The sequence below is a fragment of the Sphingobacterium allocomposti genome (genome assembly GCF_008124885.1).
Lineage (GTDB): Bacteria > Bacteroidota > Bacteroidia > Sphingobacteriales > Sphingobacteriaceae > Sphingobacterium > Sphingobacterium allocomposti.
Genome location: NZ_VNHX01000007.1, coordinates 1 through 14181 on the forward strand (window position 1 = coordinate 1; position 14181 = coordinate 14181).

14 protein-coding genes are annotated in these 14181 nt (G+C 45.2%); 1 reads left to right on the forward strand and 13 read right to left on the reverse strand.

The window, feature by feature from the left end; genetic code table 11:
- Positions 1 to 384 precede the first annotated feature (384 nt).
- The 9 genes from BC792_RS06735 to BC792_RS06775 form a co-directional block, all read right to left on the reverse strand.
- The gene (locus BC792_RS06735) at positions 385 to 1104 is read right to left on the reverse strand and encodes a 16S rRNA (uracil(1498)-N(3))-methyltransferase (RefSeq protein ID WP_148908228.1); all 720 of its coding nucleotides are present in this window, start codon (positions 1102 to 1104) and stop codon (positions 385 to 387) included.
- A gap of 1 nt (position 1105) precedes the next feature.
- On the reverse strand, positions 1106 to 2422 hold the full coding sequence (locus BC792_RS06740; RefSeq protein ID WP_148908229.1) for a hemolysin family protein: 1317 nt from the start codon (positions 2420 to 2422) through the stop codon (positions 1106 to 1108).
- A 5-nt stretch (positions 2423 to 2427) separates the two neighbouring features.
- A complete protein-coding gene (locus BC792_RS06745) occupies positions 2428 to 2970 on the reverse strand; it encodes an inorganic diphosphatase (RefSeq protein WP_148908230.1) in 543 nt (180 codons plus the stop codon).
- Entirely contained in the window at positions 2970 to 3629 is a 660-nt protein-coding gene (locus BC792_RS06750; protein ID WP_148908231.1) for a DedA family protein, read from the reverse strand. The genes BC792_RS06745 and BC792_RS06750 overlap by 1 nt, the downstream gene beginning before the upstream one ends.
- 127 nt (positions 3630 to 3756) lie before the next feature.
- Positions 3757 to 4173: an HIT family protein gene (locus tag BC792_RS06755; protein ID WP_148908232.1), complete on the reverse strand. Its 417-nt coding sequence runs from the start codon at positions 4171 to 4173 to the stop codon at positions 3757 to 3759.
- A gap of 747 nt (positions 4174 to 4920) precedes the next feature.
- On the reverse strand, positions 4921 to 5394 hold the full coding sequence (gene greA / locus BC792_RS06760) for a transcription elongation factor GreA (protein ID WP_148908233.1): 474 nt from the start codon (positions 5392 to 5394) through the stop codon (positions 4921 to 4923).
- 216 nt (positions 5395 to 5610) lie between these two features.
- Positions 5611 to 6309, reverse strand: a complete 699-nt coding sequence (locus BC792_RS06765; protein ID WP_148908234.1) for a response regulator transcription factor — start codon at positions 6307 to 6309, stop codon at positions 5611 to 5613.
- A gap of 8 nt (positions 6310 to 6317) precedes the next feature.
- Positions 6318 to 7991, reverse strand: a complete 1674-nt coding sequence (locus tag BC792_RS06770; RefSeq protein WP_148908235.1) for a sensor histidine kinase — start codon at positions 7989 to 7991, stop codon at positions 6318 to 6320.
- 3 nt (positions 7992 to 7994) lie between these two features.
- The gene (locus BC792_RS06775) at positions 7995 to 9887 is read right to left on the reverse strand and encodes a S9 family peptidase (protein WP_148908236.1); all 1893 of its coding nucleotides are present in this window, start codon (positions 9885 to 9887) and stop codon (positions 7995 to 7997) included.
- Positions 9888 to 10605: 718 nt separating this feature from the next.
- Between BC792_RS06775 and BC792_RS06780 the strand changes: the two genes are divergently transcribed.
- Entirely contained in the window at positions 10606 to 10905 is a 300-nt protein-coding gene (locus BC792_RS06780) for a DUF4286 family protein (RefSeq protein WP_148908237.1), read from the forward strand.
- A 105-nt stretch (positions 10906 to 11010) separates the two neighbouring features.
- Here BC792_RS06780 and BC792_RS06785 read toward each other — a convergent pair whose 3' ends face one another.
- The 4 genes from BC792_RS06785 to BC792_RS06800 all read right to left on the reverse strand — a co-directional run bounded on the left by BC792_RS06785 (position 11011) and on the right by BC792_RS06800 (position 14175).
- Positions 11011 to 11277, reverse strand: a complete 267-nt coding sequence (locus BC792_RS06785) for a hypothetical protein (protein ID WP_148908238.1) — start codon at positions 11275 to 11277, stop codon at positions 11011 to 11013.
- A gap of 318 nt (positions 11278 to 11595) precedes the next feature.
- Positions 11596 to 12285 carry an RluA family pseudouridine synthase gene (locus BC792_RS06790; RefSeq protein ID WP_148908239.1) on the reverse strand — a complete coding sequence of 230 codons (690 nt, stop codon included), beginning with the start codon at positions 12283 to 12285 and terminating at the stop codon, positions 11596 to 11598.
- Between the two features lie 114 nt (positions 12286 to 12399).
- Positions 12400 to 13395 carry an MlaD family protein gene (locus BC792_RS06795; protein WP_148908240.1) on the reverse strand — a complete coding sequence of 332 codons (996 nt, stop codon included), beginning with the start codon at positions 13393 to 13395 and terminating at the stop codon, positions 12400 to 12402.
- Between the two features lie 6 nt (positions 13396 to 13401).
- Positions 13402 to 14175 carry an ABC transporter ATP-binding protein gene (locus tag BC792_RS06800; RefSeq protein ID WP_148908241.1) on the reverse strand — a complete coding sequence of 258 codons (774 nt, stop codon included), beginning with the start codon at positions 14173 to 14175 and terminating at the stop codon, positions 13402 to 13404.
- Between the last annotated feature and the right edge of the window lie 6 nt (positions 14176 to 14181).

Here is a 14181-nt window from a genome sequence, read left to right on the forward strand (position 1 = left end):
CCGAAATTAAGGAGATTTTTTGGCCCAGTGACTTCCGAAATAATTGGGTATTATAGCCGAATTGAATGGCCCGTTGACCTCCGTTATAGACAGCTCGGAAGGGAGGAAGAACAAAGTACTCCGCCTTCGATTGTCGAAGGATTAGGGGATGTGAGAAACTAGATGTTAGTAGTGAGATGTGAGTATTGAGTAGTGGAGACGCAAAATCTTGCGTCTCCACTGCTATCAGCCATTAGCCATTCACTTCCAACTCCACTTCACGACTTTACAAATTAACGACTTTACAGCTAATAGCCATCGGCCATCGGCTATTAGCCTCTCACTTCACGACTTTACAAATCAACGACTTTACATCTTTACGAATCAACGGCTTTGCGGCAGATATTAAAGACGATTTAAAAGCGCCGCCTCGATGCAGCTCGTAAGCGCAGCCGTCTCTGTGCGTAAGCGGCTGTTCCCCAAGGAAACCGGCTGATAACCCAATGCCAGGGCCTGTCCAATTTCGCCTTCGGAAAAGTCGCCCTCTGGCCCAACTAAGATAAGATATCTACCACGGGGCGGACAAACGTCGTTTAAATACTGCTTGTCGCCGTCAGCGCAATGTGCGATAGCCTTCGTGGTGTATGCATCGTGTCCTATGCTTTGGAGAAACTGCCCGTAAGAGACCGCAGGATTTATTTTTGGGAGATAGGCTTTTAAGGATTGCTTCATGGCCGCAATCACGACCTTGTTCAGGCGTTCTATTTTCACTTCCTTACGTTCCGAATGTGCAGTGATAATCGGCGTGATCTCCTGCACGCCAACCTCTGTCGCCTTTTCCAGAAACCATTCGATCCGATCAATATTCTTCGTCGGCGCAACAGCAATATGCAGGTAATAAGCCGGCTTCTGATAGTGTTGTTCAACCTGACGTATAGCTAATGTGGTACGCTTAGGATGCGGATCAAGGATATCTGCAGTATACCAGCCGCCGACACCGTCAACCAGATAGACTGTGTCCCCAAGGTTCAGACGAAGCACACGGATAGCGTGTTTGCTTTCCTCTTCACTTAGGATAAAGCCCGTGTGATGAGGCGCTATCGTAGGCGTAAAAAATAAATGCATGTTATTCGGTGTCGATATCGTCGTGAGGTGTTTCAACCAGCTCCAGCTTCACGAACTCAATATTTTGTTGGGTTTTCTTCATAATGGTGAAAGAATACCCTTCAACTTCCTTGGTTTCTCCCACATCGGGAATTTTCTCGAAATAATGGCTCACCAGTCCGGCAATTGTATCGTAGTCCGAACTCTCCGGCAATTCCAGCGGCAGGTAACCGTTTGCATCGTGAACGCTCGCTCCGGCGTCGACCATATATTCCGTTTCTGAAATACGTTCAACCACCGGCGTCTCCTCGTCGTATTCATCCTGAATCTCACCAACAAGTTCTTCTACGATATCCTCTAATGTTACCATTCCCGCCGTTCCCCCAAACTCATCCAGCACGATCGCTATCTGGATGCGCTTCTGCTGGAACTCCGTCATTAGGTCGTTAATCTTTTTCGTTTCCGGAATGAAATATGGTTTCCGCATGATATTCTTCAGAACCACTTCCTTTCCTTTTACTATAATCGGCAAGATGTCTTTCGTATGAACAATACCAACTATCTGATCGATATTATCATCGTATATAGGAATACGGGAATAACCTTCCTCCGTCACCGTGTTAATAAAGTCTTCTGCCGTATCCGACATCTCGATCGCAACGATTTTTGTCCGCGGAACCATGATATTCTTGACGATCCGTTCGTTGAAGTCGAACACGTTCTTAATCAGTTCGTGTTCGGCGTTGTTCAATGCTCCACTTTCCTTCCCCTTCTCGAGCAGGTACTGAAGTTCTTCCGACGAGTGGCTGGATTCGTGTCCATGCACTTCGATTCCGATCAGGCGTAACAAGAAATTGGCGAAGCCATTCAGCACCCAGATGATCGGCTTGAAGATATAGTAAAAAAACTGCAATGGAGCCGCTATCCGCATGGTTGTCGCCACAGGACGCTGTATTGCGATCGATTTAGGTGCGAGCTCTCCAAATACAATATGCAGAAAGGTTATAATGCTGAATGCAAGTACATGTCCGAGGTTTTTAGCAATCTTCCCCGTCAGTTCGATATTAAAAACACCAAAAATCTTGTGAACGATCTCTGTCATAACAGCCTCTCCTACCCAACCGAGGGCAAGAGAAGCCAATGTGATGCCTAGTTGCGTCGCCGCTAAATAGCCGTCGAGGTGTTCTGTGATATTCTTGGCAATTTTGGCCACCTTACTTCCAGATTTCGCCTGCAGTTCAATCTGAGACGCACGGACTTTTACAATTGCAAATTCCGCCGCCACGAAAAAGCCGTTGGCTAAAACCAAAAATACTGTCCAAAAAACATCAATTGCCATGTCGACTATTTATTACCGAATTCGTTCTTATACAATTCGATACTTTCCAATATGATCTCCTGCGCCCGCTCGCGGCCGAAAGTTCCGTTCACGACAACACTCTTTTTCTCCAAGGCTTTGTAGCTTTCGAAGAACTGTACAACTTCCTTCATGATATGCGGAGCGAGTTGTTCTATGTCGTTGATATGGTTGTAGGTAGGATCGTTCTTAGCGACAGCGATAATTTTATCATCTTGCTCACCGCCATCAACCATGTGCATGACACCTATAACTTTTGCTTCTACCAAGGTCATCGGTAAAATATCCACAGAACAGATCACCAAAATATCCAAGGGGTCTTTATCGTCACAATATGTTTGCGGGATAAAGCCATAATTAGCAGGATATACGACCGATGAACTTAGGACACGGTCCAATAGCAGCAGTCCTGTTTCTTTATCAAGTTCGTATTTTCCCTTTGAACCGTTAGTGATCTCAATAATCGCGTTAACCGTATTCGGCACATCGCTCCCGGGAGCTACCTGGTGCCAAGGATGTTGTTTACTCATTAATTATTATTACTGTTTGTTTTGTTTTCTTTTTTAGTTTTAAGCCATCGCTTTAATAAAGCAAAGACAATCGGTAAGAACGCTATCACGATCAGACCGACGATAATATACTCTACATAGTCGATGATAGTCGGAAACTTCACGCCCAGAAAGTATCCTGTCAACGTCAACAAACTGGCCCATAAAAAGGCCCCAATAACGTTATAAATGACAAACTTTCTGAAGTTTAGTTTGACGACTCCGGCAAATATGGGTGCAAAGGTACGAATAATAGGGACAAACCGCCCGATAATTAGCGCAGTACCGCCATATTTCTGATAGAACTCTTCAGCCATAATGACATATTTACGCTTAAACAGCAGGGAGTCCTTCCGCTTAAAGAGGACGGGGCCCGTTCGATAGCCAAACCAATAGCCCGTAAAATTACCGAGGATGCCGGCGCCCAATATACCGAGGTACATTGTTGTGATGTCGACATCTATTTTTCCGAGTGCACAAAATAGTCCTGCTAAAAACAACAGATAGTCCCCTGGCAGGAAGAATCCGAAAAAAAGGCCTGTTTCTGCGAAGACAATCAGTACAACAATATAAAATCCGCCGTGACTTAGCAAATACTCGGGATCCATCAATTGTTGAAAGGACAGCCAAAAATCTTGCATACGTTCTATTTAATCAATCGCGTTCTGGATCTAAAACCCCCTGCTTGAAAATGCGCCGGATGTAGCGGCTTGTAGACATCTTCAGTCAAAACGCTCTCTTGCTTTTGTTTGCTTCCCTTGTTATCTACTATTTCGACGAATTGGTGACCTCTGAAATTGCCTCGCGGATGGCTTCCGAAATACCTACCATCTCGTCGTCGGCCAACGTAAGCTTCGGTCTGGCGAAGTTCATGTCATCTACGTTATTCAGCGGAATAAGATGAATATGTGCATGAGCAACTTCCAATCCTACTACCGCGACTCCTACCTTGCGGCAAGGGAACACTTTTCGTATGCCTTGCGCTACTATCTTCGCAAAAACCCACATTCCCATATACTCATCGTCGTTAATATCAAAGATGTAGTCGGTTTCTTTTTTCGGTATTACTAGCACATGCCCTTTTGTCAACGGGTGTACATCTAAAAAGGCTAAATAATCGTTACTCTCAGCTACTTTGTAGGCGGCGATTTCACCAGATACTATCTTTGAAAATATTGTGGACATATTTCTGTCTTATTAAGAATAACAAACTTAGATAAAATTGCCTTTATATGCAATTATAATCGTTTGGAATATCCCCGCCTTTTGATCTCCGCCACGGTGGATAGCAGATGGCAGATGGCTTTTAGCCGTAAAGTTGTTGATTTGTGAAGATGCAAAGTGAGTGGCTAATAGCCGATGGCAGATGGCTAATAGCAAATGGCAGATAGCAAACACATAAAGTTGTAAAGTCGTTGATTCGTAAAGATGTAAAGCCGTAGACTCATAAGCAACGATTGACCCCACAGGGGTCATATCCCGATAGAAGACCGTGCATCAATAGCACGACCCCGAGGGGGTCGAATAAAAAAAGCGTGGAATCCCCCGTTATCGCAAGGAGGGACGGCGAAGCGATCTTATAGCTAATGGCAGATGGCTGATAGCAGATGGCTAATAGCTATAAGCCGTAAAGTTGTTGATTCGTAAAGATGTAAAGGCCCCAACTCCTAGGATGAACCGAAAATTACCTCATACCTAGTTTCTAATTACTCAAATCTCACTACTCAAATCTAATTTCTCACTTCTCACTAACTACTCAATACTCACTTCTCACATCTCACTTCTCACATCTAGCTTCTCACATCTAGCTTCTAACTTCTAAAAGCTGCCAGTAGCTGCAGAAGAAAAACGGCTGCCATAAATAGCAGCCGTTTTTTGTATAGCGGAGATGATGTGCGGTTATGGCAATACCGCACATAACCTCACATATCGTTATCTACTGATCTCCAGGATTTCGAACTCGAGTACGCCTGCCGGCGCTTCGATCTGGGCCGTTTCTCCTACGGACTTTCCAAGAAGTCCCTGCGCGATTGGCGATTTAACGGAAATCTTGCCGGATTTAAGATCCGCCTCCGTTTCTGACACCAGCTGATACGTCATCACAGCGTTGTTCTTTTTATTCTTGATCTTCACATATGACAACGCCAAGACCTTAGACGTGTCCAACGAAGACTCGTCTATCAGCCGTGCACTGGATAAAACCTCCTCTAATTTGGCGATCTTGGCTTCATGCAGTCCCTGAGCCTCTTTAGCCGCATCATATTCCGCGTTTTCGGACAAATCTCCCTTGTCTCTTGCCTCTGCTATCGCCTTAGCAATATTAGCTCTACCTTCCGTTTTTAGATAGTGCAACTCCTGTTTCAGCTTATCTAATCCTTCTTGCGTGTAATAAGTTACTTCTGCCATATTTTTACTTAATTTATTTTCCTCAAACAATGAGCTCTTGAAACGTAATCAAGCTTGCCAGAACCCATCTATAATTTATTTTTCTTAGCACTGACTCCTGTAGGCCAAAAAAATCAAAAAAAAGACAAGACCACACCGTCCTCCAAAGGACAACATGGTCTTGCTCGTTGAATGCTAAGATAGCAATCAACTTTGATAAAACCAAATTTCTTCTACTTATTCTTCCTCGTCGGTATCAACGAATTTATACCCCAGTCCCCGCACAGTCTGCAGATAATGAGGCTTATCGGGATTTATCTCGATCTTCTTACGTAAACGTACCACATGCATATCCAGTGTGCGTGTGTTTACATTGGAACTGTATCCCCATACCACTTCCATCAGCTCTTCGCGCGTTATCTCTTTCCCGACATTCTGAAGAAAGTACAATAAGATTCTGTTTTCGAGGATCGTCAGCTCGATCTTTTTCCCATCCCGGATCAGCGAGTGTATATTTGGATGGTGCTCGGTATGCCCGAAGGTGTACACATCGTTGTTCTTCGGCAGGAAAAACCGAACCTTGTTCTCGATCATCGCTACCAGTACGTCCATGTTAAACGGCTTGGTAATATAGTCTGTTACACCATAGCTGTAAGCATCTATTTTGTCAACGTCCTGGGACTTAGCCGTCATCATGATGATGATGTTCTCAAAGCCGCCCTTCCGGACAGCCTCACAAACTTCAATGCCTTCTTTCCCCGGAAGCATCCAGTCTAACAGGACAACGGCAGGCTTCTGCTGTAAAATTATCTCTTCTGCTTCTAAGCCATTAGACGCCTGAACTACCTTATATCCTTCTGTTAGCAAACGATGTGCGACCAGAAAACGCAAATTTTCGTCATCTTCGACTACCGCAATGGTGATATCTTTACTCATAATACTGCTTAATTCTTTTTTGGACCAAGTGGAAGAAGCAATGTAAACGTCGTGCCCTGATTAACAACACTGTCCACTTTGATTTCTCCTCCCATAAAATCAACAATCTCTTTGCAAAATGCCAATCCCAAACCGATACTGCCTTGTTGATTAAATTGGTTCTTTACTCTATAAAACTTTTTAAAAATACTATTAAATTCCTTTTTATTTATACCGATTCCCTGATCTTTAAATTTTATAACAAAGTTCTTTTTGTTTTGTTGCACCTCGATATCCAGAAACTTACGCTGTGGTTCAGAATACTTATACGCGTTATCAATTAGGTTTTGGAATACACTTAACAATAACGTCGAGTCGACAATCATATTGTTTTGGACATCGATATGGTACGAAAAGTTTAAATCGGGATATTTGAGCTTGACCGCTTCAAAAATAGGCGCACAGAATTCCTCGACCACCACCTCTTCCTTGTTGGGTTTTATCGATTTATTTTCAATCTGGGCAAAGGATAAGAGTTTATTCATCAAGCTGTTCAGCTTATCCGCCTCCTGATCCAGAATTTTTCCGTACATCCGCTGTTCATCGACGGAAAGCTTTTCGGAACTCTGAATATTGTTTCCGGCGATCTTGATGACACTGACCGGCGTTTTAAATTCGTGTGTCAGGTTGTTGATAAAATCATACTGTAGCTGAAATAACCGGCTGTTAATCGTAATGTTCCGATAGATAAGATAGGCGATGAACATCAGAATCAGATAGACAACAGACAGGCCGAAACTCGTCGGAAGAAAGCGGCGATTGATCTCTTTATTGATAAACCCTTCCGAACTGGTGTACTGCAGCTTATAATCGGATAGCGCACCGGGCAGGGCGAGCTCCGTCTGCAAGTAAAACTGCTGATCCGTTACCTGGCCGGATACGATCGGAAGGATCTCCACCTTCTCGTACAAGTTGGAAGCCACGTTCTTTATTTTTATCTTCCCCGGATTAATCAGGAACAGAAACATGTCCTGATCGTACGATACTATAACGCTGTCCGCGGACGACATCATACGTTTGTACGCCAACAGATCAGAGATGCGCGGTATATTCATGTACGAAACCTTTCCGGCCGACATGGTATAAAATACTTTATAAATGTCGTTATCCGACATCCGTGTAGAGTCGTTCACGCGGTCGAGAAAGCCTACGAACTTTAAGACCATATTGTTGAAATCTTCCACGTACGCCCTTGTTTCGTTACTCTTCTTACGCTGTGCGACCAGTCGATTCTCTGCGTCCAGGGAAAAGGAGATGACACTCTTCGGATAGATTAGCAGGTGATTGTATTTTATTCCAGACTCGATCGAATCGGAATTCGTGACGGCAAGGTCGTAAAATAATACGCTTTCTACAAAGGCATTCTTGCGGATAACGTCGTTAACGTAGGCCGCGGCCTTGACGGAATCCAGATATCCCTGGTAATAGGAAATTTCCGGAATTTTATCATTGAAAAACTCATTGAACGGCTGCACCGACTGATCGAAGATCTCTACTTTTCTGTTGTTAAACTCCGTCTCAATAAAGTTGGCGATCATTGAACGCGCAGCTAGCATGGCGACAACGAACAACACCGTCACCAGAACCACGAAGGCGATCAGCAAACCAAAATTTTTGCGGTATTTTAACTGGTTATGCGCCATTTACTATTTGAGGTAGTCTTTTAAGAAAGCTTCAACTTCTTGATAATAGTATATTATATTTTCCTCACTCCGGAACCGTCTGCCTTCATCTTCCTTATATATATACCGGATGGGCACGTTATTGTTTTTCAGCTTCTGCACAAATTGATTGGCGTCTGTCAGTGAGCTAAACCTGTCGTTCCCTCCCTGCGCAAACAGCACCGGAATTTTTACCTTATCGGCATGAAATACCGGCGATATCGCCTTGAACATTTCGTACTCACGGCTTGGATCTCCAATAATATTATAAAATAGCCTGACATATTGCTGTTGATGCGGCGGAATCTCCTTAAAATAGGTAAATAGGTTCGTGTATCCCGACATCGATATGGCACATTTGTAAAACGACGAGTTGTATGTCGCCGCGTGTAACGCCGAATATCCGCCAAAACCGCTTCCCATGATCGCCACCCTGTTCTTGTCGACGATACCTTGGTGAATAAGCCATGTCACGCCATCGATGATATCCGACTGGATTTTCCCCCCCCACTCTTTGAATCCCGCCGCCCAGAACTTTTTTCCGTATCCTGAAGATCCGCGGTAGTTAGGCTGAAAAACAAGATAGCCCCGATTGGCTAAAAATTGAACTTCAGCATCAAAGTCTACGCTTTCCCTGCGGTTCGGGCCGTCATGAACCAAGACGACGACCGGCAACGACTCCCTGCGCCGGTTGGGTGGGTATGTCAGGTAGCCATGTAGCGTCAAGCCGTCCCTGCTCTGAAAGCTGATGGGCTCCTTTGGAGAAAGCACCGCATGTGTCAGTTTAGGATTCACCTCTGTCAGCAGACGCACCTCATTGGTAGCCGCATCATAGAAATAAATACCACCAGCATGCATGTCGGTATATACCTTGACAATCCAGCGGTTTAGGCTCGTGTCGGTATCCAGAATGTCAACCGTTTGTCCTTTAAACTGGGCAGACAGCTTCTCGAAACGTTTCTGAAAGACGGGGTCGAAAAAGTGTTTTTCCACTTTATCAAGCGTGTATTGGCTAAAAACCATCTGCTGTAGGTTATCCGAGTACCCCTCTGGCTCCAGGTCGACGTGTCTGTTGCTGTACAGCAAGCGTTCCTCCCGTCCTATTGCGATGTTATATTCTACAAGAGCCAGTTTATCCCGTCCCTGATTTGATAACGCATAAATAAGATCTAACGAGTCTTTTACAAATCCGAGTGGACGGATTTGCGTCTGATAGTCGGTAATACTAACCTGTTTAAAGGGCGCCGTTTCGTCGGGCCTGTATAGAATACTTTCCTGTACGCTATCGCTTGTTACCGCTAAGCGCACTTTGCCGTCGGGCGAAGCAAACCAACTAGATACGTTTCCCGGATTCTGGGTAACAAGCTGTAGCCCCCGGCCGTCTACGTAAACTTTATATAGGTCGAAGACCGTAGAGTCCCGGTCGTTCAGCGAAGCGAGCAGATAATCCCGGTGAAGTTTCTGCGGCGATACCCAGCGCAGACGGCCCTTTTTTGGAGGAAACAAAGCCGTAGATCGTTCCGACTGCACATCGATCGAGAATATACGGAGGCTATCTCCGGGAGAATGGCTATTTGCGTAGACAATGAGTGAATCTGATGCCCAAAAGAAGTACTGCACGTTCATGTCTGATTGATAAGTCAGTTGCTTTGAGCGGTCTTTATTGTGAAGATCGAGCACAAAAATATTCTTACAATGATCGTCGACCCCTAAGTAAGCAATCTTACTCCCATCCGGAGATAGCTTGAAATTACTCTTCTCGGGTTTTACAAAAAAGTCCTCTACGGGTATTAAGCCATTGGTACTTTGTTTGCTTCCGCACGAACTCACCGCAGCAAACAGACAGACAACAAACACCCAAAGCGAAAATCTAAACATATGCCAATCCTATTCCAATTTCAAATATTGCTAATTTTTACTAATAATTGCCATCTGCAACCTTATTTTTACACCGGGCCCCAGCTTCGGCGACTATCCCTTGGCTTCGACAGAGCCTGTACTGAGCCTGCCGAAGTGCTCAGCCTGACATTGTCGAAGGATAGACAATGGAAGGAGTAGTTGGTATGGAGAAGTGAGAAGATAGATGTTAGTAGGGAGATTTGAGTAATTAGAAACTAGGTATGAGGTAATTTTCGGTTCATCCTAGGAGTTCGGGCCTTTACATCTTTACGAATCAACAACTTTACAGCTAATAGTCATCAGCCATCTGCTATCTGCCATTAGCTATTAACTTAACGACTTTACAAATCAACGACTTTACGGCTAATAGCCATCTGCTATCAGCCATCTGCCATTAGCTATAAGATCGCTTCGCCGTGCCTCCTTGGGATGACGGGGGATTCCACGCTTTTTTTATTCGACCCCGTCGGGGTCGTGCTATTGATGCACGGCTTTCTATCGGGATATGACCCCTGTGGGGTCAATCGTCGTATTGGCCTACGACTTTGCATCTTCACAAATCAACGACTTTACATCTTTACGAATCGACGACTTTACGGCTAATAGCCATCTGCTATCAGCCATCTGCCATTAGCTATAAAATCGCTTCGCCGTGCCTCCTCCTCGCAATGACGCTTTTTTTGCGTAATATTGCACCATGATTTTATATAACATTTCGCTTATCGTAGAAGACAGCAGCCGCGAAGAACTACTAGCTTGGCTGAAGACCAATCTTCAACAGACTTCCTATGATATCCGTTTTTTAAAAATGTTGGATTCTCCGCATGAAGGGACAACGTATTGCCTTCAGTTTGTTGCCCCCGACGAGCGTGTGCTGCAGTCGTTCCAGGACAACATCCTCTCGAAAATACAGGCCTACATCGTGACGAACCATCCCGAAAAGGTTTTTATTTTCGACAGCAAAATGAAATACCTGGCGTTTACAGAAGGAGAGTAATTGGATCGATGACGGTATTGTCCGCCTTCGGCACCGCGCGGACGCAATCGCATCTGAGTCTCTTGCGTTGTCACAGAAGGACGCCTCACGGCCAAGCGCCGGATACTATTTATCAAAAGGAGAAGCCGGCTTGGCATGCGACTTCCGGTACTTTTTATACCACAGAATACCGATACCGACCGCTATCAGATATGGGATGGCCAATAAGAATAAAATCCCGTCGTTAAGCCCCTTCCCCTGGGTGTTCCCATTCGTCGTACTGTTTTCAGCATTTAGGGTGCACATCGCACACTGACCCGACACATCTGAAAAGACAAAAACCAAGATAAGCAATACGCCGATCGTCAAAAATGGAATCCATTTTGTATTCATATGACAAAAGTACCTAAAATTTCGTGGAGACGCAAGATCTTGCGTCTCCACAGCCATTAGCCATCTGCCATTAGCCATTCAAAATATATTCGACCCCGTCAGGGTCGTGTCATTGGGCACACGGTTTTCTATTGAAATATGACCTCTACGAGGTCAATCTTTTGCACTTAGAGCCACGGCTTTATATCTTCACGACTTTACAAATCAACAACTTTACGGCTTATAGCCATCTGCTATCTGCCATTAGCTATTAGCCTCTCGCTTTACGACTTTACAAATCAACGACTTTACATTTTAGAATCAACCCTATCAACCATCCTATAGCAACGAGTTAAATTTCTCCCAGAAGCCGTCAACTGGAAGACTGGCTTCAAGCAGCATCTTCTCCTCCTTAATTGGGTGAATAAAAGAGAGCGCCCTCGAATGAAGGCAAATAGAACGCCGCAGGCTTCCACGCGGATAGCCGTATTTATTATCACCGACAATGGGGCAGTTCATGTAGGCCAACTGGCAACGGATCTGGTGTGTACGTCCTGTTAGTGGCGTCACCCGAAGCAGGTAGTACCCCTCGAGCTCGCCGACCACCTCGTAATCCAGCTGCGCAAAGCTTCCCCCCTTCACCTCGCGGTCATAGGCTTTGGTAACCATCTTCTTACGGTCACGCAGCAACCAGTTCTTCAACGTGTCGGCAGGCTTTGGCGGACGGTTGCGCACCACCGCAAGATAGGTTTTCGAGACTTTCCGGTCGTGAAACAGCCGGTTCATCCGATCCAATCCTTTGCTTGTCTTGGCAAAGAGAATCATCCCGCTTACGGGGCGGTCCAACCGATGTATAACCCCTAGAAACGCACCGTTAGGCTTCTGGTACTTCGTGGCCAGATATGCTTTGACCATCTCCTCCAGCGACGTGTCGCCCGTGTCGTCGACCTGAACAATATCTCCCGCCCGCTTATTGATGGCTATATAATGGTTGTCCTCATAGATGACATCCTTGTCCGTTATTTTCATCGGATTAACTTATCGTGAAGTTGTTGATTTGTTTATCTGCTTATTGTAAAGCCGCAAACTCGATGAGCGGCGAAGTCGCGCTTAACGCCTTTACCCCCTTACACTTCCACAAATTTACATCTTCAAAGAATCTTTAGCGGCTTTTTCTTGTTCTTTCTGTTGTTTCCGGAAATATCCTCTAAACAGGAAGTTACTCTGTAGAGCCTTCATATTATCATCCAACTTCTCCGTACTTTGATTAAGGTTTCGAAGAATCTGTTTGATTTCGGCCGCCGCTTCGGGGTCGTTTGTTAACACACCAATCGCATTATCTTTATCGTTTAGGCGGCTTGTCGTTTCGTTTAAATTCGTCATTAAGGCAGACGCCGTTTGCGTAACCCCTTGTAGCTGCGCTGCCGACTCCCGTAAACTGGCAAAAACTGCCGTATCGGTCGTCAGGTCATGAATCAATCCCTGGCTGCTATTTAACTTCGCCATCAGCGCTGCAAGGTTTTCGGACGCCCTATTCGCATCTGCCATCACTTCGTTTAATGAATTTACAGAACTTTTCAAGGACATTGCAATCGTCGAGTCCGTCATCAAAGCACCAACGGTACCCTTTCCTTCGACCATCTGCTTAGAAAGAATAGCGAAGTTCTTGGTGATCTCTACCAAATTCTCGTTGTTTGTCTGCAGCGTCGCAAACATGGCATCGGTGTCGGTTCCGCCGACCGATTTAATCACAACACCGTCTTTAATCGGCGATGCGTTATCTGTCCCCCCGACAAGACTAACAATCGCATTACCGATCAGACCGTCCGATCCGAGTTTGGCGACAACATCTTCCCGTATAAACTGGCTAGACTTCTCTTCAATATGCATAACCACCTTGACGTCGTTGATACTCTGAAATTTAATTTCTTTGACAATACCAACCTTCACACCCGAAAACCACACGTTGTTCCCTACCTTCAAGCCCTTCACATCGTGAAAATACGTTGTTACCACAAGGTTCTTACTGAATTTATTCTGTTGGGTGCCCAGTACTAAGATACCGGCTACCAAAATTACCAGCCCTAGTAAAACAAATAACCCAACTGTAAGCGTACGCTTCCTTTCGTTTGTACTCATATACTTTTAAACAATAAAATTATAATCATAAAATGGTTTTACCCGTTCATCGTCCGTATCAAATATTTCACTAAATGATCCCTGCCGTTCAAATTTTCCGTCCAATAACATGACCATACGGTCGCCCACCATCTTGGCGCAGGCCAGATCGTGTGTAATGATGATGGAAGATGTGTTATAACGTTCCTGCACCTCGTTGATCAAAGAATTTATATCCAGACAGGTGATGGGGTCAAGCCCTGCGGTGGGCTCGTCATACAGCATGATATCGGGTCTCAGGATCAGTGTCCGCGCTATACCGATACGCTTCCGTTGTCCTCCCGACAGTTCTGACGGCATCTGGTTAATTGCCCGTAGCAGACCGACGCCATCCAGCACTTCTTCGACCTCTTTGTCGATCTCTGCACGTGTTAAGTTCCGCTTGTTTCGCACCAGCGGAAACTCGAGGTTCTCCCGCACAGTCATACTATCGTAAAGCGCACTGTTTTGGAACGAGAAACCTATCCGCTGCCGCAACGCACGAAGCTCCCGGTCGTCCAGTCGGTTCACCGCCTCGCCCAGCACCATCAGGTCTCCCTTGTCCGGCTTAAGCAGTCCCGAAATCAGCTTAATCAGGACGGACTTCCCTGTTCCCGATCGCCCTAGCACCACCAGATTCTCACCGTTGTATAGCTTCAAATCGACGTCCCGAAGGACATGTAGATCGCCAAAGGACTTACTGACCTTATCTACATGGATGACAACATCATCGTAATTAATCTGTACTTTTCCTTTTTCCATATCCGC

What these genes read in the sequence shown, in the direction of transcription:
- BC792_RS06735 (WP_148908228.1), bottom strand. Translation starts at nt 1,104, where the DNA reads ATGCATTTATTTTTTACGCCTACGATAGCGCCTCATCACACGGGCTTT.
- BC792_RS06740 (WP_148908229.1), bottom strand. Translation starts at nt 2,422, where the DNA reads ATGGCAATTGATGTTTTTTGGACAGTATTTTTGGTTTTAGCCAACGGC.
- BC792_RS06745 (WP_148908230.1), bottom strand. Translation starts at nt 2,970, where the DNA reads ATGAGTAAACAACATCCTTGGCACCAGGTAGCTCCCGGGAGCGATGTG.
- BC792_RS06750 (WP_148908231.1), bottom strand. Translation starts at nt 3,629, where the DNA reads ATGCAAGATTTTTGGCTGTCCTTTCAACAATTGATGGATCCCGAGTAT.
- BC792_RS06755 (WP_148908232.1), bottom strand. Translation starts at nt 4,173, where the DNA reads ATGTCCACAATATTTTCAAAGATAGTATCTGGTGAAATCGCCGCCTAC.
- greA (WP_148908233.1), bottom strand. Translation starts at nt 5,394, where the DNA reads ATGGCAGAAGTAACTTATTACACGCAAGAAGGATTAGATAAGCTGAAA.
- BC792_RS06765 (WP_148908234.1), bottom strand. Translation starts at nt 6,309, where the DNA reads ATGAGTAAAGATATCACCATTGCGGTAGTCGAAGATGACGAAAATTTG.
- BC792_RS06770 (WP_148908235.1), bottom strand. Translation starts at nt 7,991, where the DNA reads ATGGCGCATAACCAGTTAAAATACCGCAAAAATTTTGGTTTGCTGATC.
- BC792_RS06775 (WP_148908236.1), bottom strand. Translation starts at nt 9,887, where the DNA reads ATGTTTAGATTTTCGCTTTGGGTGTTTGTTGTCTGTCTGTTTGCTGCG.
- BC792_RS06780 (WP_148908237.1), top strand. Translation starts at nt 10,606, where the DNA reads ATGATTTTATATAACATTTCGCTTATCGTAGAAGACAGCAGCCGCGAA.
- BC792_RS06785 (WP_148908238.1), bottom strand. Translation starts at nt 11,277, where the DNA reads ATGAATACAAAATGGATTCCATTTTTGACGATCGGCGTATTGCTTATC.
- BC792_RS06790 (WP_148908239.1), bottom strand. Translation starts at nt 12,285, where the DNA reads ATGAAAATAACGGACAAGGATGTCATCTATGAGGACAACCATTATATA.
- BC792_RS06795 (WP_148908240.1), bottom strand. Translation starts at nt 13,395, where the DNA reads ATGAGTACAAACGAAAGGAAGCGTACGCTTACAGTTGGGTTATTTGTT.
- BC792_RS06800 (WP_148908241.1), bottom strand. Translation starts at nt 14,175, where the DNA reads ATGGAAAAAGGAAAAGTACAGATTAATTACGATGATGTTGTCATCCAT.